This window comes from Pseudomonas sp. IPO3774, from assembly GCF_013386835.1.
Classification (GTDB): Bacteria; Pseudomonadota; Gammaproteobacteria; order Pseudomonadales; family Pseudomonadaceae; genus Aquipseudomonas.
The window spans coordinates 19,508-43,685 of record NZ_JACAQY010000052.1; the positions used below are offsets into that span (position 1 = coordinate 19,508).

Consider the following 24,178-nt stretch of genomic DNA (forward strand, 5'->3'; position numbering starts at 1 on the left):
CTTGCTCGCGAAGAGGCCAGCTCAGGCGCTACATAACTATCAGAACAACACCTTCGCCACATCCGCAAAGCGCTTGGCAAAGTGCACCGTCATCCCCTCCTTCAGGTACTCCGGCAGCTCTTCAAAGCTCCCCCGGTTAGGCTCCGGCAAGATCAACTCGTGAATCTTCTGGCGCCGCGCCGCAATCACCTTCTCGCGCACCCCGCCAATCGGCAGCACATGCCCGGTCAGCGTCAGTTCACCGGTCATCGCCACGCCTTTTTTCGGCGGCTGGTTACGCGCCAGCGACAGCAGCGCACTGGCCATGGTCACGCCCGCGCTCGGGCCGTCTTTCGGTGTGGCGCCTTCCGGCACGTGCAGGTGCACGAAGGCTTCATCGAAGAACTTCGGGTCACCGCCAAACGACTTCAGGTTCGAGCTGATGTAGCTGTAGGCAATCTCGGCCGATTCCTTCATCACTTCACCCAGTTGCCCGGTGAGCTTGAAGCCACGGTTCAGCGTGTGGATGCGCGTCGCCTCGATCGGCAGGGTCGCGCCGCCCATGCTGGTCCAGGCCAGGCCGGTGATCACACCGGTGCCCGACAGCACTTGCTCGTTACGGAACACCGGCATGCCCAGGGAGGCTTCCAGGTCCTTGTTGCCGATCTTGATCACCGAGTCCGGCTCATCCAGCAGCTTGACCACCGCCTTGCGCACCAGTTTGCCCAGCTGTTTCTCCAACTGACGCACCCCGGCTTCGCGAGCGTAACCATCGATCAGGGCGCGCAGGGCGCCGTCGCTGATGGACAGGCTGTTTTTCGACACGCCGGCTTTTTCCAGCTGCTTGGGCCACAGGTGACGCTTGGCAATCGCGACCTTTTCTTCGGTGATGTAGCCCGACAGGCGAATCACTTCCATCCGGTCCAGCAACGGGCCGGGGATCGAATCCAGGGTGTTGGCGGTGCACACGAACAGCACTTTGGACAGGTCCAGGCGCAGGTCCAGGTAGTGGTCGAGGAATTCGACGTTCTGTTCCGGGTCGAGGGTTTCGAGCAGGGCCGAGGCCGGGTCGCCCTGGTAGCTCTGGCCCATCTTGTCGATCTCGTCGAGCATGATCACCGGGTTCATCACTTCCACATCTTTGAGGGCTTGCACCAACTTGCCCGGCATCGCACCGATGTAGGTGCGGCGATGCCCCTTGATCTCGGCCTCGTCACGCATGCCGCCGACGCTGAAGCGGTAGAACGGCCGGCCGAGGGATTCGGCAATCGATTTGCCGACACTGGTCTTGCCCACGCCTGGCGGGCCCACCAGCAACACGATGGAGCCGGCGACTTCGCCCTTATAGGCGCCCACGGCGAGGAACTCGAGGATGCGACTCTTGATGTCATCCAGGCCGGCGTGGTGTTTGTCGAGTACCTTGCGAGCGTGCTTGAGGTCGAGTTTGTCCTCGCCATACACGCCCCACGGCACCGAGGTGGCCCAGTCCAGGTAGTTGCGGGTGACCGCGTACTCCGGCGAACCGGTTTCCAGGATCGACAGCTTGTTCATTTCTTCGCTGATGCGTTTCTGCGCCTGGGTCGGCAGGACCTTGTCCACCAGGCGCTGTTCGAATTGCTCGACGTCGGCGCTGCGATCGTCCTTGGTCAGCCCCAGCTCTTGCTGGATGACCTTGAGTTGTTCCTTGAGGAAGAACTCGCGCTGGTGTTCGCCGATCTTGCGGTTCACTTCGGCGGAGATTTCTTTTTGCAGGCGCGCGACTTCGACTTCCTTGCGCAGCATCGGCAGGACTTTTTCCATGCGCTTGAGCATGGGCACGCAGTCCAGCACTTGCTGCAGTTCAGTGCCGGTGGCCGAGGTGAGGGCGGCGGCGAAGTCGGTCAGCGGCGACGGGTCGTTGGGGCTGAAGCGGTTGAGGTAGTTCTTCAGTTCTTCGCTGTACAGCGGGTTGAGCGGCAGCAGTTCCTTGATCGCATTGATCAGCGCCATGCCGTAGGCCTTGACCTCGTCGGTCGGCTGGGTCGGCTGGTGCGGGTATTCGACTTCCACCAGGTACGGTGGGCGGTGGTGCTTGAGCCAGGTCTTGATCCGCACGCGGGTCAGGCCCTGGGCGACGAATTGCAGCTTGCCGTTTTCGCGGCTGGCGTGGTGCACCTTCACCAGGGTGCCGTACAGCGGCAGGCTGGAGGTGTCGAAGTGGCGCGGATCTTCGGGCGGGGTTTCCATGAAGAACAGGGCAAGGGAGTGGTGGTCGGACTTGCTCACCAGCTCCAGGGTTTCGGCCCACGGCTCTTCATTGACGATCACCGGCAACACTTGCGCCGGGAAGAAAGGCCGGTTGTGGATCGGGATGATGTAGACCTTGTCGGGCAGGTTTTGCCCTGGGAGGGCCAAGCCAGTGTTTGCGGAAGTGTGTTCAGCGTTTTCCGGGTCGGCGTAGTCGTTGAGGTCGATGTCCGGGAATTCTTGCTGGTCGCTCATGGGGCACCTGCATAGGGAAGTATGCAAGTTAGATGGGGCGGGTCGGCAGTGGTTTCAATGGGGGGGGTGAGATAGCAACATATTGCACAATATTTTCAAAAGCACCGCTGAACAAATGTGGGAGCGGGCTTGCTCGCGAAGGCGGTCTGTCAGTCAATGCAGCTGTGACTGATGCGCCGCCTTCGCGAGCAAGCCCGCTCCCACATTTTCGATTGTATTTCGTCAGCTGAGTTTGTGCAGGTAGGCCGGTAAAGGTTGTTCAGGCAGCACCGACAGCACTTTCAAGCGCTGCAACATCCGCTGCCGGGCCCGTTGCAGGTGCTCGCGCAGGTTCAGGGCGGCGGCGTCGAAGGCGCCATGCAGCAACAGCTCAAGGATCAGCAGGTGCTCGGCCAGCATCGCCGGATCGGCACCGATGCCCAGCAGCCGGTAGAAAATCCGGCTGATGATCATCGGGCTCTGCCCCTGGCGGATCAGCGCGGCGATCTTGCGATTTTGCAGGCCGGCGAGGCAGTGCTGGTGCAGGTCTTCCTCGATCTGCTCGATCTCTTCCAGGCTGCAATGGGCGCTGTTTTGCGCATCGAGCACGCGCTGCAACATGGCGTGCAGCAGGTCGCGGTCGAGGTTCGGCGCGCTCTGGCGCAGGGCTTCGGGCTCCAGGCAGGCGCGCAGTTCGTAGTCTTCGGTGACTTCCCGGGCAGTCAGTGGCCCGGCCAGCCATTGGGAATAGGGTTCCTTTTCCACCAGGCCACGGTCCCGCAGGCGCATCAGCGCTTCACGCACCACCGCGCGGCTGACGTTGTAGTGCTCGGCGGCGGCCTGTTCATCGAGGCGATAATGCCCGAAGGCGATACAGGTCGAGAGCGCTGCGCCGATTTCCTCGACGATGCGCTCCCCCAGTGGCCGGGTGTCCACCAACTCATCTTCACCGTTGAGGCCCAGGTGCGCATGGCTCAGGGGCAAGCGCAGCGGCTCCATGTCCAGGCCGTCGGGGTTGATCAGGTAACCCCGGCCATCAAAGCGGCAGATCAGTCCTTCGTCATGCAACAGGTTCAGCGCCTTGCGCACCGGCACCCGGCTGGTGCCGAACAGTTCGGCCAGCGGCGCTTCCAGCAACACCAGGCCATGGCGGGCGGTGCCGTGGGTGATGGCGTCGCGCAGAACCTGGTGAATCATCGCGTAACGGGAAGCCGAGGCTGACACTGCTTTCATCGGGCTCTCTGGAGCAAACGGGTCGGTGGCCGGGGATTCTCTCATAGTTGCGCCTGTCACTCTGCGCCACGTCGGTGGCACTTTTTTGGGGCCTTCAGAGGGTTGATGTTACTTTTCTGCACCAAAATGTATTTATTAATAAAAGATACATTATTTCATTCCACGCTAGCCTTAAACCCCAGCCGATATTTCTTTTAATGCCTGAAACCCATCTAGCCCGTGGATCTGCTCCAAAGTGTCAGGTGTGGCAACCGAGCTGTCCACGAGACTGGCACGAAAGCTGCCTTTGTAAGATGTACATTTTATTAATATGTACATTTTTCAAAGGTCATTCCCATGTCAGACGCCACTTCAATGGCCGAGGATTTCGCCAGCGGTCGCAGCGACCCGGTGCAGGTCCTGGAACAGGCAATTGCCCATGCGAGCATGGCCCCCGGCGTGTTCATCTCCCTGACCGCCGAGCGCGCTCGCCGTGAGGCCGAAGCGTCGGCCGCCCGTTGGCGTGCCGGCCAGCCGTTGAGCGTGTTCGACGGGGTGCCACTGGCCTGGAAAGATCTGTTCGATGTGGCCGGCAGCATTACCACGGCGGGCGCGGCCTATCGCCGTAATGCGCCGGCTGTCTTGCTGGACGCACCAAGTGTGGGCCTGTTGTGCCGCGCCGGAATGGTCAGCGTCGGCAAGACCAACCTCAGCGAGCTGGCCTATTCCGGCCTGGGCCTGAACCCGCATTTCGGCACGCCGCACAACCCGGCCAGCGTCGATCAACCGCGGATTCCCGGCGGCTCGTCGTCGGGCTCGGCGGTCGCCGTGGCAGCCGGCATAGTGCCGATCGCCATGGGTACCGACACCGCCGGCTCCATCCGTATTCCGGCTGCGCTGAATGGCGTGGTCGGTTATCGCAGCAGTTGCCGGCGCTACAGCCGCGACGGCGTTTTCCCGCTGGCTCACACCCTCGACAGCCTCGGCCCGCTGACCCGCAGCGTGCGCGACGCGCTGGCCATCGACGACCTGCTCAACGGTCGCGACCAGCGTCAGTCACGCCCGGCCCGCAGCCTCAACGGCCAGCGGTTCTGGGTCGAACAAAGCGTGCTGGAAGACGCCCGGGTTGAACCGGCGGTGCGCAACAACCTGCAATGTTGCGTGGACCGATTGAAGGCGCACGGCGCACTGATTGATGTGCGCCCCTCGAAGACCTTCCAAGCCACCCTCGACCTGATCCAGCACCAGGGCTGGCTCGGCGCCTTCGAAGCCTTCGCCCTCCACGAAGCCCTGCTCGACAGCCCTGATGCCGAGCAACTCGACCCCCGCGTTCGCCGTCGCCTTGAAGCGGCCCGCACACTGCCGGCCAGCCAACTGCTGGCACTCTACGAAGCCCGTCGCCGCCTGCAACAGCAACTTGTCGACGAACTCGACGGCGCGATCCTCATCACCCCCACCGTGGCCCATGTGGCCCCGGCCCTGGCGCCGTTGGAAGCCGACTTTGAACTGTTCGTCAGCACCAACCTCGCCACCCTGCGCCTGACCATGCCCGGCAGCCTGCTGGACATGCCCGGCGTCAGCCTGCCCAGCGGCCGCGATGCCCTGGGCCTGCCCACCGGCCTGCTGCTCAGCGCCCCCAGCGGCGAAGACGCGCGCCTGCTTCGGGCCGCGCTGTCGGTAGAAACCGCACTCACTTTTTAAGGAGACACATCATGGCTAAAGACATCCTCTGTGCATTTGGCGTCGACGTCGACGCGGTCGCCGGCTGGCTCGGTTCCTATGGCGGCGAAGATTCCCCGGACGACATTTCCCGCGGCCTGTTCGCCGGTGAAATCGGTGCGCCACGCCTGCTCAAATTGTTCGAGCGCTACGGCCTGCGCACCACCTGGTTTATCCCCGGCCACTCGATGGAAACCTTCCCCGAGCAGATGAAGGCGGTGGCCGACGCCGGTCACGAAATCGGTGTGCACGGCTACAGCCACGAAAACCCGATTGCGATGACGGCCGAGCAGGAAGAAATCGTCCTCGACAAGTCCATCGAGCTGATCACCCAGGTTACCGGCAAACGCCCCACCGGCTACGTCGCGCCATGGTGGGAATTCAGCAAGGTCACCAACGAACTGCTGCTGAAAAAAGGCATCAAGTACGACCACAGCCTGATGCACAACGACTTCCACCCGTACTACGTGCGCAAGGGCGACACCTGGACCAAGATCGACTACAGCCAGCACCCCGACACCTGGATGAAACCCCTGGTGCGCGGCGAAGAAACCGACCTGGTGGAGATCCCGGCCAACTGGTACCTAGACGACCTGCCGCCGATGATGTTCATCAAGAAAGCCCCCAACAGCCACGGCTTCGTCAACCCGCGTCACCTCGAAGAAATGTGGCGCGACCAGTTCGACTGGGTCTACCGCGAGCACGAACACGCGGTGTTCACCATGACCATCCACCCCGACGTGTCCGGCCGCCCGCAAGTGCTGCTGATGCTTGAGCGGCTGATCGAACACATCCAGAGCCATGCCGGCGTGCGCTTCGTCACCTTCGACGAAATCGCCGATGACTTTATCCGCCGCCAACCGCGTACCTGACACCCGTACCTAAACCCTGGCCAACCTCCCGAGGCGCGATTCATGTCTATCTACAACAAGCTTGATCTGACTGGCTGGAAACCCCGGCAACTGACGCCCAAGGAGGTGCGTTTCGCCACCTGGATCGCGTTTTTCGCCTGGGTGTTTGCGGTGTATGACTTCATCCTTTTCGGCACCTTGCTGCCGGAAATCGGGCGGCACTTTAATTGGGGTGAAGTGGAGCAAGCGGAGATTGCGACATGGGTGGCGGTAGGCACCGCCGTGGTCGCGCTGGCCATCGGTCCGATCGTGGACAAACTGGGTCGGCGCAAAGGGATTATTTTCACCGTGGCCGGTTCGGCGATCTGCTCGGCGCTCACCGCCATTGGTGGTGCGTGGGGCAAGTCGTCGCTGATCCTGATCCGTTCGCTGGGCGGCCTGGGTTATGCCGAGGAAACCGTCAACGCGACTTACCTGAGCGAACTGTACGCCGCTTCGGATGATCCGAAACTGGCCAAGCGTCGCGGCTTTATCTACAGCCTGGTGCAGGGCGGCTGGCCGGTGGGCGCGTTGATCGCGGCGGGTTTGACCGCGCTGTTGCTGCCGGTGATTGGCTGGCAGGGGTGCTTCGTGTTTGCGGCGATCCCGGCGATTGTCATCGCGGTCATGGCGCGCAAGCTCAAGGAAAGCCCGCAGTTCCAGATTCACCAGCGTATCAGCGAGCTACGTAAAAGCGGCGCGGTGAAAGAAGCGCAAAACGTCGCCGTGACCTACGGCGTGGACTATGACGAACACAGCAAGGCCGGCCTCAAGGCCGCATTCCGTGGCCCGGCCCGCCGTGCAACCCTGGTGATCGGTGCGGCGCTGCTGCTCAACTGGGCGGCGATCCAGGTGTTCAGCGTGCTGGGTACGTCGGTGATCGTCAGCGTGCACCACATCTCGTTCGAGAACTCGCTGATCATCCTCGTGCTGTCGAACCTGGTGGGCTACTGCGGCTACCTCAGCCACGGCTGGATGGGCGACAAGATCGGCCGGCGCAATGTCATCGGCCTGGGCTGGATGCTCGGCGGGCTGTCGTTTGCCGGGATGCTGTTTGGCCCGAGCAACATGGCGATGGTGGTGGGGCTGTACAGCCTGGGCCTGTTCTTCCTGATCGGGCCGTACTCGGCGGCGCTGTTTTTCATCAGTGAAAGTTTTCCCACCAGCATCCGGGCTACCGGTGGCGCGATTATCCATGCCATGGGGCCGATTGGTGCGGTGGTTGCCGGGTTCGGCGCGACCCAGGTGTTGTCGGCCGGGAGTGACTGGCAGACCGCTGCGCTGTGGTTTGGCGCAGTGCCGTGCTTCCTCTCCGGTGCGTTGATGTTTGCCGCGCGCCATGTGCGTCCGGAAACCGTCCAGTAAGGAGTTGATTCGATGAGTCGTAAAGTTGCATTGATTACCGGTGCCGCCAGCGGCATCGGCCAGGCCCTCGCGGTGGCGTATGCCCGCAGCGGCGTGGCGGTGGTGGGTGGGTATTACCCGGCCGATCCCCATGACCCGCATCACACGGTTGCGCTGGTGGAAGAGGCGGGCGGTGAATGCCTGATGTTGCCGCTGGACGTGGGCGATACAACCTCGGTGGATAACCTGGCGGCGCAGGCGGTCCAGCACTTCGGTCGCCTCGATTACGCGGTGGCCAACGCCGGTTTGTTACGCCGTGCGCCACTGCTGGAGATGACCGACGAGCTGTGGAACGAGATGCTCAACGTCGACCTGACCGGGGTGATGCGCACCTTCCGGGCGGCAACCCGGCACATGCATGAAGGCGGTGCGCTGGTGGCGATTTCGTCGATTGCCGGTGGTGTGTATGGCTGGCAGGAGCACGCGCACTATGCGGCGGCCAAGGCCGGCGTGCCGGGGTTGTGTCGGTCGCTGGCGGTGGAATTGGCGCCGTTGGGGATTCGTTGCAACGCGGTGATTCCGGGGTTGATCGAGACGCCGCAGTCGCTGGACGCGAAGAACTCCCTCGGGCCGGAAGGGCTGGCGAAAGCGGCGCGGGCGATTCCGCTGGGCCGGGTCGGGCGGGCGGATGAAGTGGCGTCCCTTGTGCGGTTTTTGACCAGTGAGGAGTCGAGCTACCTGACCGGGCAGAGCATTGTGATTGATGGTGGCTTGACCGTGCGCTGGCCGGACTAACCCCCAGTTTTAAGCCGGACTCGCTCCAAATGTGGGAGCGGGCTTGCTCGCGAAAGCGGAGTGCCAGCCAATACATGTGGAACTGATCCACCGCATTCGCGAGCAAGTCGAATCGTCGCACCGCCGCTCCCACATTTTTGACCGCGTTCGCCGTTTGATTATTTCAGGAGTTCACCATGCCCCAACTCGCTAACCGCCGTGCCGTGATCACCGGCGCCGGCAGCGGCATCGGCGCCGCCATCGCCCGCGCCTACGCCGTCGAAGGCGCGCGTCTGTTGCTGGCCGACCGCGATGCCGCCACCCTCGCCGAAACCGCCATCACCTGCCGCAACCTCGGCGCCGAAGTCCTCGAGTGCGTGGCCGATGTCGGCACCGTCGACGGCGCCCAGGCCAGCGTCGATGCCTGCGTCACCCACTACGGCGGCATCGACATCCTGGTCAACAACGCCGGCATGCTGACCCAGGCCCGTTGCGTCGACCTGACCCTGGACATGTGGAACGACATGCTGCGCGTCGACCTCACCAGCGTGTTCGTCGCCAGCCAGCGCGCCTTGCCTCACATGATCGCCCAGCGCTGGGGCCGGATCATCAACGTCGCCTCGCAACTGGGGATCAAGGGCGGCGCCGAGTTGACGCACTATGCGGCGGCCAAGGCCGGCGTGATCGGCTTCACTAAATCCCTGGCCCTGGAAGTGGCCAAGGACAACGTACTGGTCAACGCCATCGCACCCGGGCCCATCGAAACGCCATTGGTAGGCGGCATCAGCGACACCTGGAAACGCGCCAAGGCCGCCGAGTTGCCCCTGGGTCGTTTCGGCCTGGCGGACGAAGTCGCGCCGACTGCCGTGCTGCTGGCCAGCGAGCCGGGCGGCAATCTGTTCGTCGGCCAGACCCTTGGCCCGAACTCCGGCGACGTCATGCCATGAGCGGGTACTAAGCATGTGCGGACTTTGCGGCCTGCTGGGCGAAGACCTGCACTGGAGCGACCCTTTGGGCGATGAATTGCCGCGCCGACGCGAACGCCTGCGCCGCATCGCGGCGATCAACCAGGTGCTGGCGGTGTTCCGGCTCAAGGTCGAAGACTTCCAGGGCGCGTCCTATCTGCTGCTGGGCGCCACCGGCAAACAGGAACTGGCCAGCGGCCTGGATCAACTGTGGCAGGCGGCAGAGAGCATGCTCGGTCGACCGCTGGACCCGTTGGACCCGCGCCTGCTCGATCATCTGGAACTGTAGGAGCCCGGCTTGCCGGCGATGGCGTCCTTGATATCGCCATCGCCGGCAAGCCGGACTCCTGCAGGGGCATCATTGAGGTAGAACTATGAGCATCGCGCTAAACGTCATCACCGGCTTCCTCGGCAGCGGCAAGACCACCTTGCTCAAGCGCCTGCTGCAAGGTGAAAGCCTCGGCGACACAGCGTTGCTGATCAATGAGTTCGGCGACGTCGGCATCGACCACCTGCTGGTGGAGGAAGTCGCGCCCGACACCGTACTGCTGCCCAGCGGCTGCGTGTGCTGTTCGATTCGCGGCGAGTTGAAAGACGCCTTGCTCGGCCTGTTGCAGCGTCGTGAGCGGGGCGAGATTCCGCCCTTCAAGCGGGTGATCCTGGAAACTACCGGCCTGGCCGACCCGGCGCCAATCCTCGCCACCTTGAACAACGACGTGCAACTGCGCGGGCGCTTTCATATCGGCCTGGTGGTGACGCTGGTGGACGCCAGCCACGCCGCCCTGCAAGAGCGCCTGCACCCGGAATGGCTGGCGCAAGTGGCCGCTGCCGATCGCCTGCTGTTGAGCAAGACCGACCTCGTCGAAGACTGTGGCCCGTTGCGCTTGCACTTGCAGGCACTGAACGCCGGTACGCCGATCCTCAATACCTGCGATATCGACAGCGGTGAACAACTGCTGCTTGGCGAAGGCCTGCGCAGTGCCGAGCCCGCTGCAGAAGTCCGCCGCTGGAAACTCCATCAAACCACCGCCGCCAACCACGGCGCTGCGCAAGTCTGTTGCCTGACCTTCGATCAGCCGCTGGATTGGGTCGGTTTCGGGGTCTGGTTATCGATGCTGTTAAGATGCCACGGCGAACGTATTCTTCGCGTCAAAGGACTGCTCAACGTGAACGCCAGTAACGCTCCCATCGTCATTCATGGCGTGCAGCATTGCCTGCATGCCCCGGTTCACCTGCCTGCCTGGCCGGGGACCGATCGGCAATCGCGCCTGGTGTTTATCCTGCGCGGGCTCGACCCGGCTCTGCTGCGGCGCTCCTTTGAAGTGTTCTCCAGAAGGTTCGCCGCATGATCACGCTTCGCGTCCTCGGCACCTCGGTGACCTTGCTCGAAACCTTGCGTGTGCGAGCGGAAAAAGAGCTGGGCATTCGCCTGGTGTACCAGGTGCATGATGTCGAGCAGGCCCAGCGCATTGCGGTGATGCAACCTGACAGCTACGACCTCTACGACCAGTGGTTTCACAACGTCGACTTCGTGTGGCCGGCGCGGGCGATCCAGCCGATCGACACCCGGCGCATTGCGCTGTGGCACGAGATCAACGACCTGCCCAAGCGCGGACGCTTGTCCGCCAACGACCGTCTGGGCAGCGGCAGTGTGCCCAGCGAGCGCCTCTTCGTGCAGCACGACGGCAGCCTCGGCAGCACCGTCACCGAACGCATCAGCATGCTGCCCCTGACCCACAACGCCGACAGTTTCGCCTACCGCCCCGAGCGCTTGCCCGAAGGGTTCAACCGCACCAACGAGAGTTGGGGTTGGTTGCTGGACCCGGCCTGGGGCGCACGCACTGCGTTGCAGAGCGACGCCGCCATCGGCGCCCTCGACGCGGCGCTGGCCGTGCAAGGCGCGGGCCTCGCGAGCTTCAAGGACATCGGCAACATGAGCATCGAAGAGATCGATGTACTGGCCGATATCCTGGTGCGTAAACAGAAGGAAGGCCACTTCGCGGCGTTCTGGTCCGATGACGAGGAAGCCGCGCAACTGATGCTCAGCCCGAGCATCGATATCCAGAGCCTGTGGTCACCGACCCTGATGCGCCTGCATCGGGCCGGGGTCAAATACCGCCTGGCGGTGCCCCGTGAAGGCTATCGCGCCTGGTTCGGCGGGTTGTCGCTGTCGCGCCATGCCAAGGGCCCGGTGCTGGATGCGGCCTATGCCTACCTCAACTGGTGGCTGTCCGGCTGGCCGGGTGCGGTGATGGCGCGCCAGGGTTATTACATCGGCAATCCGGCTCGCAGCCGTGATCACCTGAGCAGTGCCGAATGGGACTACTGGTACGCCGGGCTGCCCGCTCGGGAAGAGCTGTTGGGCAGCGATGGCTTGCCGCTGATCGATGTGGGTGACGTGCGCGACGGCGGTTCCTATGAACAGCGCATGGGGCATATCGCGGTGTGGAACTCGGTGATGGATGAGCACAACTATCTCGTGCGGCGTTGGGGGGACTTCATGCGGGCGCGAACGTCGTAACGGCAGCCTGTCGCCAAATTAATGACATATAAACTCCCGTATTTATTGGGTGCACTTCTTCTCTTGCGCAGCTAATCTGGATAATTCAAATATCCCTGTAAAAAGGATATTTATTTGACGCCGGTTCAGCTGTCGCGAGGGACGCGTATGACGAAGGGACGTTTCGGCTGGAGGGGGCAGGCGCTGCCAGAGGGCAACAGAATGAGGTGGCGCCATACGTTTCAAACCCGGATTGCCGGGGTGCTGGCGCTGCTGTTGCTGGTGGTCGTGGCGGCGGTGTATTTCGCGGTGAAGACCGCCACCAATCGCGCCGTGGAAAACCAGGCCCAGGTGCAGCTGGAAACCGGCAGCCAGGTGTTCGAACGCCTGCTCGACCTGCGTGGCCGGCGCCTGCAATACGGCTTGAACTGGCTGACGGCGGACCTGCCGTTTCGCCAGGCTGTCGCCGATGGCGAACCCGACGCGATTCTCGCGACCCTGCGCCGGCATGGCACCGGCCTGAGTTCCAGCGAGGTATTTGTGCTGGGGCTCGACGGCCGCGTGATGGTCAGCACGTTACCGGCGCTGACGTCCGGCCAGGCCTTTCCCTATAACGATGCCTTGCGCCAGGCCCGGCGCAGCGGCCTGCAAATGTTGATCGTGGCCCTGGATGGCCGGCCTTTCCTGCTGGTGCAACAGGAAGTCGTCGACCCCGCGCCGATCGCCCGTGTCGCCATGGGCTTTCCGATGGACGAAATCTTTGCCAGTGAATTGCGCTCCATGAGCAACCTGGAAGTGTCGTTCATCAGCGCGCAGCATGGTCAGCCCGGCGAATTGTTCAGTACTCAGCCCGAGGCGCTGCAGGCGTCGATTGCCAGCGACCTGCAGGGCGCGTACATCACTCCGGTGGCGCAATTGAACCTGTTCCACGGCCAGCGCTATCTCAGCCAGGTGCTGCCGTTGGGCAACACGGCAGACGGTGGCGAGGTCCGGGTGCTGCTGCAAAGCCCGCTGGACCACGCCCTTGAATCCTTCGCGCCGCTGGACCGGCAATTTCTCGCGATCGCCCTGGTGGTGCTGCTGGTGTCGCTCGCGGGTGCGTTGTTTCTGGCGCGGCGGGTTTCACGCCCACTCAATGCGTTGGTGCAGGCGGCCGAACGCATCGGGGCCGGTGACTACCGCACACCGGTACAGGTGCGCAGCCACGATGAATTCGGCCTGCTGGCCCAGGCCTTCAACGCCATGCAAACCGGGATCGCGGTACGCGAGCGACAACTGGCCCACAACGCCTTGCACGACCCGCTCACCGGCCTGCCTAACCGCGCGCTGGCCATGGAGCGCCTGGGCAGCGCCATCAGCGCTGGCCGGCCGGTGGTGTTGCTGTACCTGGGGATTGAAAACTACCGGGTGATCAACGAAGGCTACGGCCCGGAAGGCGTGGAAGAAATGCTCCGCGAAGCCAGCCGCTGCCTGCTGTCGAGCCTGTCGGCCAGCGACACCGCCGCGCGCATCACCGGCAGCGAGTTTTTGCTGCTGCTGGAAAACACTGCGATCGACCGCGCGGTGGCCCTGGCTGACCGCTTGTATGGGCTGCTCACCGAACCCCAGCGCATTGGTGGCGATGAATTGCGCCACGAAGTGAGCATCGGCATCGCCGCCTACCCGGCCGACGGCCAGCAGGTTGAAGAGCTGATCAGCCGCGCCGCGATTGCCCGCCACGATGCGGCAGCGTTCCCGGGTTACTTACAGATCTACCAGCAGGACCGCGACCTCGCCCATCAACGCCAGATCAGCCTGATTCGTGACCTGCGCCGGGCGCCGACGGAGGGCGAGTTGTACCTGTGTTACCAGCCCAAGCTCGACCTGCACCATGGCCATGTGCGCCAGGCCGAAGCGCTGTTGCGCTGGCAGCACCCGACCCTGGGCCTGGTGTCGCCGGCCGAGTTCATTCCCCTGGCCGAGCGCACCGGCAGCATGGGTAGCCTGACCCAGTGGGTGATCGAAGAAGCCATTCGCCAACTGGCCGAGTGGGCGGTGCGCGGGTTGGAGGTGCAGTTGTCGGTGAACATCTCGGTGGATGACCTCGCCGATGACGGCCTGGCCCCGCGGGTGACCGAGTTGCTGGCGCACTACCGGGTATCGGCCCGGCAACTGATTTTCGAAATCACCGAAAGCGCGATCATGCACAACCCGGCCCAGGCCCTCAGCGTGCTGGAGCAACTGCGCGCTTGTGGCATCAGCCTGTCGGTGGATGACTTCGGCACCGGCTATTCATCCCTGGCGCAACTGCAACGCCTGCCGGTGCAGGAATTGAAGATCGACCAATCGTTTGTGCGCAACCTCGACAGCACTTCCGGCGACGGCGTGATCGTGCGCTCGACCATCGAAATGAGCCACAACCTGGGGCTCAAGGTGGTGGCCGAAGGGGTGGAGTTCGAGCCCAGCCTCAAGCTGCTCAAGCTCTGGAAGTGCGACACGGCCCAGGGCTATCTGATCAGCCGGCCGTTGAATGCCATGGCGTTTGAGATGTGGATGCGCCGCGAGCGCGTGCCGGTCTAGGGCGTCGGTGGCTGCACCGACGCCGGTCTTTCAGTGTTCCACCGTTGCATCGACCAGGCTTTGCAACCGTTCCCACAAGCCTTCGACGTGGTGGCGCTCCGTCCCCAGCGCGCCAATGGACACGCGTACCATCCAGCGCTCGTCGAGCACGGCGGGGGTGACGTAGGCGCTGCCTGAATGGTTGAGCTTTTCCGCCCAGGCCCGGGTGTAGTTATCCAGCGCCTCACCATCAAGGCCTGGTGGCTCGTGGCGAATGCACAAGGTTTGCAGGGTAACGGCGGCTACCAGTTTCCAGTGTTTGCTGCCTTCAATCTGTTCTGCCAGCCAGCGGGCATTCGCCAGGTCACGCCGCAGCCGGGCCTGCAGGCCGTTGACGCCTTGCTCGCGGATCAGGAACCACAGCTTCAGCGCGCGGAACCGGCTGCCCAGGGAGATCCGCCAGTCGCGGTAGTTCCTGACCTGGCCGTCAGCCTTGGACTGTAGATAGCTGGGGTTGGTGGTCATGATGCGAATCAAGTGCTCGGGGTCGCGTACAAAGTACACCGAGCAATCAAACGCCGCCCCCAGCCATTTGTGAGGGTTGAGGACCAGCGAGTCGGCGTTCTCGATGCCGTGCCACAGCGCGCGGCATTCCGGGAGGATCATCGCGGCCCCGGCCATGGCTGAGTCGACATGCAACCACAGGCCGTGGCGTTGCGTCAGGGCGCCGATGGCTTCCAGGGGGTCGATGGCCATGGCTGCCGTTGTGCCGGTGGTCGCAATCACCACACAGGGTCTGTTCCCGGCAGCCAGGTCTTGTTCGATTGCCCGCTCCAATGCATGCGGTGACATTGCATTGTGTTCGTCGGTTGCCACGGTACGGATATTGTTCTGGCCGAACCCCGCCAGGATCGCGGCCTTGTTCACTGAACTATGGGCGTGGGCCGAGGTGTAGACGATCAAGGGGGCGCCGCTGTTTTGCAGGCCATCGTGCATCAGCGCGTAGTGGGAGCTGCGTTCGCGGGCGCTGATCAGCGCCACGAGGGTGGAGGTCGAGGCCGAGTCCTGGATTACTCCGCTCCAGTTGGCGCTCAGGCCGATCATGTCGCGCAGCCAATCGGTGGTGACTTCCTCTATTTCAGTCAGGGCCGGGCTCGATTGCCACGACAATCCCACCACGCCCAGGCCGGTACTCAAGCAATCGCCGAGGACGGAGGACAGTTCCACATTCGACGGGAAGAACCCGAAGAAGCTTGGATGCTGCCAATGCAACAGACCGGGCATGATCAGTGTTTCGACGTCGCCCATGATCTGTTCGAACGGTTCGGCTGTCTCAGGCGGGCTGGCCGGCAATGCGGACCTGATTTCGCCCGGGGCCGTGGTGGGTTGCACACCGCGTTGCTCGATGTTTTGTCGATAGTCTGCAATCAGGTCGATCATGGCGTGGCCATGTCGGCGGAATTCTTCAGGTGTCATATCAGGGTGTCCGTCAGGAAGAGAAATAAAGGCGTTAGCACCAGAAGTAAAACGGCTGGCCAGTGGTATAGCCGATAAACGACTGGATGCTGATGCGCTTGCCTGAATCGAAACCGCAAATGGCATGGGGACGGCGAGTATTGATAATCACCAGTTCGTTTTTCTGCGGCTGGATGCGCAGCGGTTTTTGCAAACGATCTTCGGGCAGTTCCGCCCCTTCGAAACGGATGACCTCGTCGTAGGTAAACGCCTCGGTATCCCAAATGACCAGTTCACCTCCGGAAGGGGGTACTTCGAGGTAAATATTCGCGCTGAATTGATGTTCCAGTTCGGCAATCGACAAGGGCAGGCAATCGACATGGGGGACTGTTTCGGAGAGGTGGGCTGTCTCCGGGAACATGGCGCGGATAATGCCGCAGAACATCGGCTGGCCCTGGAACGCCGCGGTTGTCGCACCTTCTGGCCACACCTGCCGGATATGCTCCATCAGTAGATGGATGGGTGGTTTGCGCGGGGCACAGAGGTCATCGATCACGCAGCGCATGTGGTTGGCGTCTGCGTAGTATTTCTGTTGCGAATAGCTGTCTGCGGCCTTGCCGTAGGTGGAGTTGAACGGTGTTCCCCAGCGATGGACACCATAGAAATGCTGGACAACTTTTCCGTGCTCATAGGTCTCGTGGTTATATTCCTGGAGCGTCGCCGTTTCGTTGATATGTTTATTTAGTACTTCGCTGGTTTGTTCATTCGCGTAGTCAGGTACCCGGATGGCAAGTATTTCTCCACGAATAAGTTTTTCCAGGCTGAGTGTGTCGAGTTGCTCAAGCGCCAGGATCCCGGGCGCCTTGCTATGCGGGACTGCAGGTATTGATTCAACGCTGTTGAGGTCCGTCATGATGAAAACTCCATGTTAGTTACAGCACGTCATATAGATAACGTTTGTTTGGCTGGGGATTTACTGGCGACAGTGAGCGTCGGATGGCGCAGGGCCAAAGTTGAGGGAAAGACTTTTGGGGAGGTATAGGACTTTTCCGAGTAAACTTTTAAATACATCGGCGCTATCGGATCGCTTTATTTCACGCATAAAAAAAGGCGGCTACCCACTTAGGTAGCCGCCTTTTTCTTACTGCCGGTTTTGCTTAATCCGGCAGTTTGAACGCCATCACATAGTCACCCTGCTTGGTGCCCAGGGAACCATGACCGCCGGCCATGACCAGCACGTACTGCTTGCCGTCCTTGCCGGTGTAGGTCATCGGTGTGGTTTGCGCGCCTGCCGGCAGGCGGCCTTCCCACAACTGCTTGCCGTTTTTCACGTCATAGGCACGCAGGTACTGGTCAAGGGTACCGCTGAGGAAGGACACGCCACCGGCGGTGGTAAAAGTCCCGCCCAGGCTTGGCACGCCCATGGTCAGTGGAATCGGAACCGGCGAGCTGTCACGCACGGTGCCGTTCTTGTGCATCCAGATGGTCTGGTGGTTGGTCAGGTCGACCGCGGCCACATAACCCCACGCCGGCGCCTGGCACGGCAGGCCCAGTGGCGACAGCATGGCTTCGAGGATCACACCGTATGGCGCGCCTTTGTTCGGCTGCACCCCTTCGGTTTCGCTGACCCGTGGGCCTTGCTTGGCAATGTCGGCGGCCGGGATCAGTTTCGATTTGAACGCCATGTAGCTCGGGTTCACGAACGCGATCTGGCGAACCGGGTCGACGGAAATGCCACCCCAGTCGAACACGCCGAAGTTACCTGGGTAAACGATCGAGCCCTGCAGCGATGGCGGGGTGAACGGACCGTCGTAGCGCATGGATTTGAAGTCAATCCGGCACAGCATCTGGTCGAACGGCGTCACGCCCCACATGTCACGCTCCTTGAGGGGCGGTGGCATGAAGTTCAGGTCGGACTTCGGTTGGGTCGGTGCGGTGTGATCGCCGGCCACTGCGCCTTGCGGTACAGGGATTTCATTGATCGGCACTACAGGCTGACCGTTCGAGCGGTCGATCACGTAGATGCTGCCTTGCTTGGTCGACGCCATCACCGCTTGCTTCACGCCGTCAGCGGTCTTGATGTCGATCAGCGAAGGCTGGCCGCCCACGTCCATGTCCCACAGGTCATGGTGAGTGAACTGGAAGGTCCACTTCACGTGGCCGCTGTCGATGTCCAGGGCAGTCAGGCCGGCGCTGTACTTCTCGGAGTCCGGAGTCCGGTCGCCGCCGTACTGGTCGGGCATCTGGTTACCCATCGGCAGGTAGAGCATGCCGAGTTTTTCGTCCACCGCGAACATCGACCACATGTTTGGCGAGTTGCGGGTGTAAGTCTTGCCCTCGGCCAACGGGGTGGTGTCGTCCGGGTTGCCGCTGTCCCAATTCCACACCAGCTTGCCGGTGTGCACGTCGAACGCACGGATCACGCCGCTAGGCTCGTCGGTGGAGACGTTGTCGGTCACGTGACCGCCGATTACCACCAGGTTCTTGGTGACGGCCGGTGGCGAGGTGGAGTAGTAACCGCCCGGGGCGAAGGTGCCGATGTTGGCACGCAAGTCGATCTGGCCTTTGTCACCGAAGTCTTCGCACATCTTGCCGGTGTCGGCGTTCAGGGCGATCAGACGGGTGTCGGCGGTAGGGACGAAGATGCGTTTCGGGCAGGCATTCGGCGCGGCGGCCGGGCTGGCGCTGCCAGTCGGGCTCTGTTCCGAGGCATAGACCGCGTCATCGTGATACGACACGCCACGGCAGGTCATGTGCGCCCAACCCTTGAAGTTGGCAGCACCTTCGCTGCTGATCTTCGGGTCGAAACGCCAGATTTCCTTGCCGGTGTCCGGGTCCAGGGCAATCACCTGGCTGTGGGGCGTGCACACGTAGAGCATGCCGTTGACTTTCAGCGGGGTGTTTTCCGCGGTGGTTTCACCGGGATCGCCTGGGCCAGGGATGTCGCCCGTACGGAAGGTCCAGGCTGGAACCAGCTTGTGGGCGTTTTCCGGAGTGATCTGTGCGAGTGGCGAGTAACGATCACCGAAGGCCGAACGGCCATAGGAGTTCCAGTCACCATCAGCCTGGGCTGGCGCAGTGCTGGCCATGCCCGGTACCGCATCGCGGTCCAGCTGGCCTTTCTTGACCATGGCGCCCGGGTCGGTGAATTGGCTGGCCAATGCAGCGGCGCCGGCCAGTACGACCGCGACGCTCAGCGCGCCAGTGCCCAGCGGCGAGGCTTGGCCACGCAGCAACGGACGGCGGAACCACGGGAGCAGCATGACGATGCCGAGGGCAAACAGCAGGGCCAGGCGCGGTACCAGTTGCCACCAGTCCAGGCCGACTTCCCACAGCGCCCATACGGTGCTGGCAAACAGCACCAGTGCGTACAAGCCCAGCGCCGCACGGCGTGTTGCCAGCAGCAACAGGCCTGTGACGGTGATGCCGAGACCGGCCAGCAGGTAATACAGCGACCCGCCGAGCATGCTCAGCTTGATCCCCCCGGCCAACAAGGCCAGGCCCATTATCAGCAGCAAGATCCCCAGCAGCCTGGGCAGCAGGCGACTTGGACTTGAAGCACCATCAGTGCTCATAGTGTGGTTCTCCGTTACGTTTTGAATTGATTGCGCACAGTTCACTGTAGATGACGTTCCGGCGCAGGCTTGGTTCAGGGCTAATTCGTTTTCTTCAGAATTTACTTACAACGTCAGAATGAGCTTTGCAGCTTGATCCCGCCGATGAGCGCGTCATCCACCTGGGCCACGGCTCCGGGGTGACGGATGTATTGCAGGTTCGGGCGCACCGTCAGCCACTGGGTGACATGGATGCCGTAATAGAGCTCAGCGCTGTATTCCGTGTGTTGAATCGGCAGGTAGGATGGGTCATCGAAGTCGTATACCGCGTGGGCCTGGTTGCTTGCCTCGGCATTCTTGCGGTAGGCCGGGTTGACGTGCACCCGGGCCACGGCGAAACCGATATCGTCCTTGGCGCGAGCGTCGAACAGGCCCTTGTAGACCACGCCGGCTTGCACGTAGTTATCCACAGCGTTGGTTTTCTTGTCGTGCATCGTGCCGTTGGCGAACACGTTCAAGCCCCGCGAATGGTCGCTGGCCAGGCTGGTGACTTGCTGCTGCACCCCCAGCCACACCCCGTGCTTGCTGGAGGCGCTGCGATAGGCCTCGCCGCTGAGGGCTGCCGGCTGGTCGTTGCGGTCTTTATACACATCGCTGGCCTTGGCGCTGCTGTAGTAGTAGCCGGCGCGGTATTCGCCGGGCAGGCCGTTCAGCGTAGGCGTCCACACCAGCTCAACCGGGAGCAGGGCGCCTTGGGTGCCGCTGCCGCTGAGCTTGAAGCCGTTGCCGCGATCGAGGTTGGACGGGTTCTGTTCGTAGGCGCCGACCTGGGCGTACAACTCGGGCGTCAGGTGATATTTGACCCGCATCGCCCACTGGCTCACCGGCCAGTTGTACCAGATGCTGCCAACCCAGTTACCGACCTGCGAGCCGCAGAATGCGAGGTTCTGGAAGTCGCAGGGGAAGCTGTTGAAGTCTTCACCTTCGCCAAAGCGCCCGGCCTTGATGTCGAGCTTCTGGTCGAAGAATTTCTGCTGGTACCACATCTGCGTCAGGCGCCAGGTCTGGCCACGGCCCCAGACTTCCTGGGACGAGGTAAAACCGCCCACACGCGGATCGTTGACCCGGTCATTGGTGATGTTGTTGCCACTGCGCTCGGTCACCGTCAGCTGGAACTCGGCGTCGTGCCAGCCGAGGATCTTCTGCAGATCCAGGTGCGTGCCCAGGCCGAATTGGTCGCTGTAGCGCGCAGTGCGGTCGTGATCCGAGCCGCCGTGCAGGTTGCTGCCCATTTCGCCGGTGTAGTCGAATTTGAAGTCGTAGCCTTGTTGAGACAGCGCTGTCCGAGTGCCGCCGAAATCTCCCAGCATCCACGGTGATTCAGCGTCAAAGGCAGGTGCGGCCTGGGCACAGTTGATCAAGCCGAACGGTAACAGCGCAGCGCACAGGCGCAGGTTTGGGAAAGCAGGCATAGGCAAAATGGGGTCTTAATATTTTATGGTTTTGAAACGCAAACAGCGGCCTGGCGCGTTCGCACAAGGGCGTTGAACACGGGCGGTCGATGGTTTGGTGGAATGATGAAACGTTTCAGTTTGTTGCTGACAAGGATAAAGCCCTGGCGCGGGGAGAGAAAGGGCTAAACGGAAGATGGATTCTTTCGGATTTGGTAATAGTGCGCTGGATCGTCGGATTTGGTAGCAATCTGTGCGTTGGTTTGTGTTTGAGGGCGTGGTTATCTGCGTCACCAAAACAGATGGGGGGTCGACATGGAAGGCGACGACAACGTAGGTGAGGCAAAGGCCGTAACAGCCGGGGAACTAGTCATTATTCTCGGTCAGTATCACAGTGCAATTGCTAGGCTCGGCTCCGGCATCATTAGCTTGTCCGGTGCGCTCAAACATAGTGAAGACGTGGATGTAAAACAGGCGGCAGATGAAGCATGGGTGAAGCTGAATGAGTTTATCGACTGCATGGAAGGTGTAGCTGATGGACTGAATGCTTTGACCCAAAAGAAGGAGGCCTGAAATGGCGAATGACCTCAAGGATAATGTGAGCTATCTTCGCCAGGAGTACCGTCAAGGTTCGTCATCAGGCTACGACCGCAAAGGCGGCGCAGGCGGTGGGGGCAACGGAGGAGAAAACGATTTGGAAAAGCGTATTTCACAAGTTGAGGCAAGATTGGAGCGCGTCGAGACGAAGCTGGATGGCATGCAGGAGCACATGGCCACCAAGTCCGATCTGATGCAGACCAAAATCGACCTGCTCGAAGCAACCTCCAAGTTGGATCTCTCAATCGCCAATTTCAGAACGGATATGCAATCGTTGGAAACCCGACTGCTGAAATGGTTTGTCGGAACAGCTGGCGCCTTGTCTGCCATCGCCTTTGGCGTCGCCCGACTCGTCCACTGACGTTTTCCGTTCGAAGCCCGGCTTCCCGCCGGGCTTTTTGGTTTTTAAGCCAACTTCGCCAAACACTCTTCAAGAATATCCAGCCCTTCCTCCAGCACCGCCGCTTCAATCGTCAACGGCGCCAGCAGGCGGATGATATGCCGCGATTTGCCGCTGGGCATCAGCAACAAACCCGCCTCGCGGGCCAGTGCCAGCAGCTGGGCCAGTTGTTGTGGCGCCGGGCTGCCGTCGGCGTTGGCCAGTTCGATGCCACGCATGGCGCCCACGCCGGTCAAGCGGCCGAGGTAGGGGGAGAGCCTTTTCGAACACCATGATTCATAGCGACTGACGATCGCTTCTTCCTGCTGCGCGCCCCAACCTTGCAGGTGCTCGTCCGTCATTTCATCCAGGGTGGCCAAGGCCGCCGCGCAGGCAATCGGGTTACCGGAGTAGGTGCCGCCGAGGCCGCCTTTGGGCAGGTTGTCGAGCAATGTCTTGCGACCCACCACCGCACCCAACGGCACACCGCCGGCGATGCTTTTGCCCAGCAGGATCAGGTCCGGTTCGATGCCCAGGCGTGAGAAGGCGAAGCGCTGGCCGGTGCGGCCGAAGCCGGACTGGATTTCATCGGCAATCAACAGGATGTTTTTCTCATCGCAGAAGCGTCGCACGGCCTGGGCAAATTCCACGTCCAGCGCCAGGAAACCACCTTCGCCCTGCACGGGTTCGATGATGAAACAGGCCACGTCGTCGACGTCGATTTCCACGCTGAACAGGCGGTCCATCGCCTTGAGTGCTTCGCCGCAGGTCACGCCGTTGTCGCGGCTGGGGTAGGGCAGGTGGAACACCGGCCCCGGCAATACGCCGACTTTTTGCTTGTAGGGCGCGACCTTGCCGTTGAGATTGAGCGTCGCCAGCGTGCGCCCATGAAACGCACCGTCAAAGGCGATGACGGCGGTGCGGCCAGTGGCGCCGCGGACAATTTTCAGGGCGTTTTCCGCCGCTTCCGCACCACTGTTGGTGAGCATGCCACTGACCGGGTAATCCACCGGGATGAATGCGGTAAGACGGTCCATCAGTTCGATGTAGGGCGCGTGAGGCGCAGCATTGAAGGCGTAGTGGGTGAGCCTGGTGGCCTGGTCGCGGATCGCCTCCACCACACGCGGGTGGCAGTGGCCCAGGTTGAGCACGCCGATGCCGCCGACGAAATCGATGAAGCGCTTGCCGGTGGTGTCCCAGACTTCGGCGTTCCGGCCATGGCTGAGGCTGATGGGGTGGACGATGGAAATCGACTGGCTGATGGTTTCGCGGCTCATGGATCCGGGACTCAAGAATAGGATGCGTCCTTTTATCTAAGCCGTGAGCCGCCTTGCCCCGCAAACGAAATAAAGTCGCCGGGTCATTATTAAAAGTCGGGATGTGCTATGGCGAGGGAGCAAGCTCCCTCGCCACATCCACCATCCAGTTCAGGAACGCCTTCACTTTCGGGATCTCCCCGGCATGTTCGGCATGGGCGATAAAGTGCGCGCCGGCACTCGGCATTCTGTAATCCCAGGGGATCATCAGGCTGGCGTTCGCCAATTCCTCGGCCACCAGATACTGCGGCACCAACGCCACGCCGTACCCCGATTGCGCGGCGCGGATGCACATGTAGAACGTGTCGAAACGCGGCCCGTGGTAGCTGTTTTGCGAGTGCAGGCCCTGTTCCAGAAACCACTCGTGCCAGGCTTCCGGGCGCGAGGTGCATTGCAGCAAGGTGTGGCGGGACGAGGCGTCGCTGCCAGCGGCAACAAACCCGGGGGCACAGACCGGCACCACGGCTTCGCGAAACAACTCGATGCAAGTTGCCCCCGGCCACGCTCCCTGGCCGAAGAAAAACGCGATATCTGCCTTGGCCTGCAACACGTCGAACGGCTCCAGTTCGTTGCGCACGTCCAGATGGATATTGGGATGGCGCGCGGCAAAATCCTTGAGCTTGGGCACCAGCCAGCGGTCACCGAAGGTCGGCTGGGTGGCGATGCGCAGCACTTCGGTCTCGCCACCGTAGGTGAGGATGTAGCGGCTGGAAATATCCACCTGGTTGAGGATCTTGCGTACTTCCTCCAGGTACAGCGAGCCCGCCGGCGACAGGTACAAACGCTGGCGTACTCGCTGGAACAGCGGGTGGCAGAGCATCTCTTCGAGCTGTGCCACCTGCTTGCTCACCGCGCTCTGGGTCAGGTGCAGTTCTTCGGCAGCGCGGGTGAAACTCAGGTGGCGGGCGGCGGCTTCGAAGCACTGCAGGGCGGTCATCGAAGGGGTCAAGCGTTTCGAGATCATGAGAAGTTCATTCCAAATCGGAAGGAGCCTTTGCCTAAACGTCGTTTGTGGCCAAGGTGTAAAGCCGTTGATACTGACCGG

19 protein-coding genes are annotated in these 24,178 nt (G+C 62.0%); 11 read left to right on the plus strand and 8 right to left on the minus strand.

What is annotated here, in order from left to right:
• Positions 1–39: 39 nt before the first annotated feature.
• A complete protein-coding gene (gene lon, locus HYE77_RS24985; protein ID WP_003210412.1) occupies positions 40–2,460 on the minus strand; it encodes an endopeptidase La in 2,421 nt (806 codons plus the stop codon).
• 222 nt (positions 2,461–2,682) lie between these two features.
• On the minus strand, positions 2,683–3,672 hold the full coding sequence (locus HYE77_RS24990) for a GntR family transcriptional regulator (RefSeq protein WP_177069694.1): 990 nt from the start codon (positions 3,670–3,672) through the stop codon (positions 2,683–2,685).
• Between the two features lie 336 nt (positions 3,673–4,008).
• Between HYE77_RS24990 and HYE77_RS24995 the strand changes: the two genes are divergently transcribed.
• From HYE77_RS24995 to HYE77_RS25035, 9 genes are all read left to right on the plus strand, one after another.
• Positions 4,009–5,352 carry an amidase gene (locus tag HYE77_RS24995; protein WP_177069696.1) on the plus strand — a complete coding sequence of 448 codons (1,344 nt, stop codon included), beginning with the start codon at positions 4,009–4,011 and terminating at the stop codon, positions 5,350–5,352.
• A gap of 11 nt (positions 5,353–5,363) precedes the next feature.
• Entirely contained in the window at positions 5,364–6,242 is an 879-nt protein-coding gene (locus HYE77_RS25000; protein WP_003210406.1) for a polysaccharide deacetylase, read from the plus strand.
• A gap of 42 nt (positions 6,243–6,284) precedes the next feature.
• Positions 6,285–7,625, plus strand: coding sequence for an MFS transporter (locus HYE77_RS25005; RefSeq protein ID WP_003210404.1), 1,341 nt, complete (start codon positions 6,285–6,287; stop codon positions 7,623–7,625).
• Positions 7,626–7,637: 12 nt separating this feature from the next.
• On the plus strand, positions 7,638–8,399 hold the full coding sequence (locus HYE77_RS25010) for an SDR family NAD(P)-dependent oxidoreductase (protein WP_003210402.1): 762 nt from the start codon (positions 7,638–7,640) through the stop codon (positions 8,397–8,399).
• A gap of 176 nt (positions 8,400–8,575) precedes the next feature.
• Positions 8,576–9,325, plus strand: coding sequence for an SDR family NAD(P)-dependent oxidoreductase (locus HYE77_RS25015; protein ID WP_008438505.1), 750 nt, complete (start codon positions 8,576–8,578; stop codon positions 9,323–9,325).
• 13 nt (positions 9,326–9,338) lie between these two features.
• On the plus strand, positions 9,339–9,632 hold the full coding sequence (locus HYE77_RS25020) for a hypothetical protein (RefSeq protein WP_177069698.1): 294 nt from the start codon (positions 9,339–9,341) through the stop codon (positions 9,630–9,632).
• Positions 9,633–9,717: 85 nt separating this feature from the next.
• Complete coding sequence (locus HYE77_RS25025; RefSeq protein WP_177008177.1) at positions 9,718–10,692, plus strand: GTP-binding protein; 975 nt, start codon at positions 9,718–9,720, stop codon at positions 10,690–10,692.
• Positions 10,689–11,864, plus strand: a complete 1,176-nt coding sequence (locus HYE77_RS25030; protein ID WP_177046389.1) for a PotD/PotF family extracellular solute-binding protein — start codon at positions 10,689–10,691, stop codon at positions 11,862–11,864. The genes HYE77_RS25025 and HYE77_RS25030 overlap by 4 nt, the downstream gene beginning before the upstream one ends.
• 201 nt (positions 11,865–12,065) lie before the next feature.
• Positions 12,066–14,402, plus strand: a complete 2,337-nt coding sequence (locus HYE77_RS25035; protein ID WP_008438502.1) for a bifunctional diguanylate cyclase/phosphodiesterase — start codon at positions 12,066–12,068, stop codon at positions 14,400–14,402.
• 30 nt (positions 14,403–14,432) lie between these two features.
• Here the strand turns inward: HYE77_RS25035 and HYE77_RS25040 are convergent, their stop codons facing one another.
• From HYE77_RS25040 to HYE77_RS25055, 4 genes are all read right to left on the minus strand, one after another.
• Positions 14,433–15,857 carry a pyridoxal-dependent decarboxylase gene (locus HYE77_RS25040; RefSeq protein ID WP_177069699.1) on the minus strand — a complete coding sequence of 475 codons (1,425 nt, stop codon included), beginning with the start codon at positions 15,855–15,857 and terminating at the stop codon, positions 14,433–14,435.
• A 34-nt stretch (positions 15,858–15,891) separates the two neighbouring features.
• Positions 15,892–16,749 (minus strand): 2OG-Fe(II) oxygenase, encoded by an 858-nt coding sequence (locus HYE77_RS25045; protein WP_177069701.1) that lies wholly within the window; start codon positions 16,747–16,749, stop codon positions 15,892–15,894.
• A 244-nt stretch (positions 16,750–16,993) separates the two neighbouring features.
• Positions 16,994–19,411: a glucose/quinate/shikimate family membrane-bound PQQ-dependent dehydrogenase gene (locus HYE77_RS25050; protein ID WP_008438499.1), complete on the minus strand. Its 2,418-nt coding sequence runs from the start codon at positions 19,409–19,411 to the stop codon at positions 16,994–16,996.
• Positions 19,412–19,524: 113 nt separating this feature from the next.
• The gene (locus HYE77_RS25055; RefSeq protein ID WP_177069703.1) at positions 19,525–20,862 is read right to left on the minus strand and encodes a carbohydrate porin; all 1,338 of its coding nucleotides are present in this window, start codon (positions 20,860–20,862) and stop codon (positions 19,525–19,527) included.
• 294 nt (positions 20,863–21,156) lie between these two features.
• On the opposite strand from HYE77_RS25055, the gene HYE77_RS25060 reads away from it, so the two are divergent.
• A complete protein-coding gene (locus HYE77_RS25060; RefSeq protein ID WP_003210383.1) occupies positions 21,157–21,414 on the plus strand; it encodes a hypothetical protein in 258 nt (85 codons plus the stop codon).
• Position 21,415: 1 nt separating this feature from the next.
• Positions 21,416–21,799 (plus strand): DUF1640 domain-containing protein, encoded by a 384-nt coding sequence (locus HYE77_RS25065; protein ID WP_177069704.1) that lies wholly within the window; start codon positions 21,416–21,418, stop codon positions 21,797–21,799.
• Between the two features lie 44 nt (positions 21,800–21,843).
• On the opposite strand, the gene HYE77_RS25070 is transcribed toward HYE77_RS25065, so the two are convergent.
• Both HYE77_RS25070 and HYE77_RS25075 read right to left on the minus strand, forming a co-directional pair.
• The gene (locus HYE77_RS25070) at positions 21,844–23,094 is read right to left on the minus strand and encodes an aspartate aminotransferase family protein (protein WP_177069705.1); all 1,251 of its coding nucleotides are present in this window, start codon (positions 23,092–23,094) and stop codon (positions 21,844–21,846) included.
• Between the two features lie 106 nt (positions 23,095–23,200).
• Positions 23,201–24,097: a LysR substrate-binding domain-containing protein gene (locus HYE77_RS25075; RefSeq protein ID WP_003210377.1), complete on the minus strand. Its 897-nt coding sequence runs from the start codon at positions 24,095–24,097 to the stop codon at positions 23,201–23,203.
• Between the last annotated feature and the right edge of the window lie 81 nt (positions 24,098–24,178).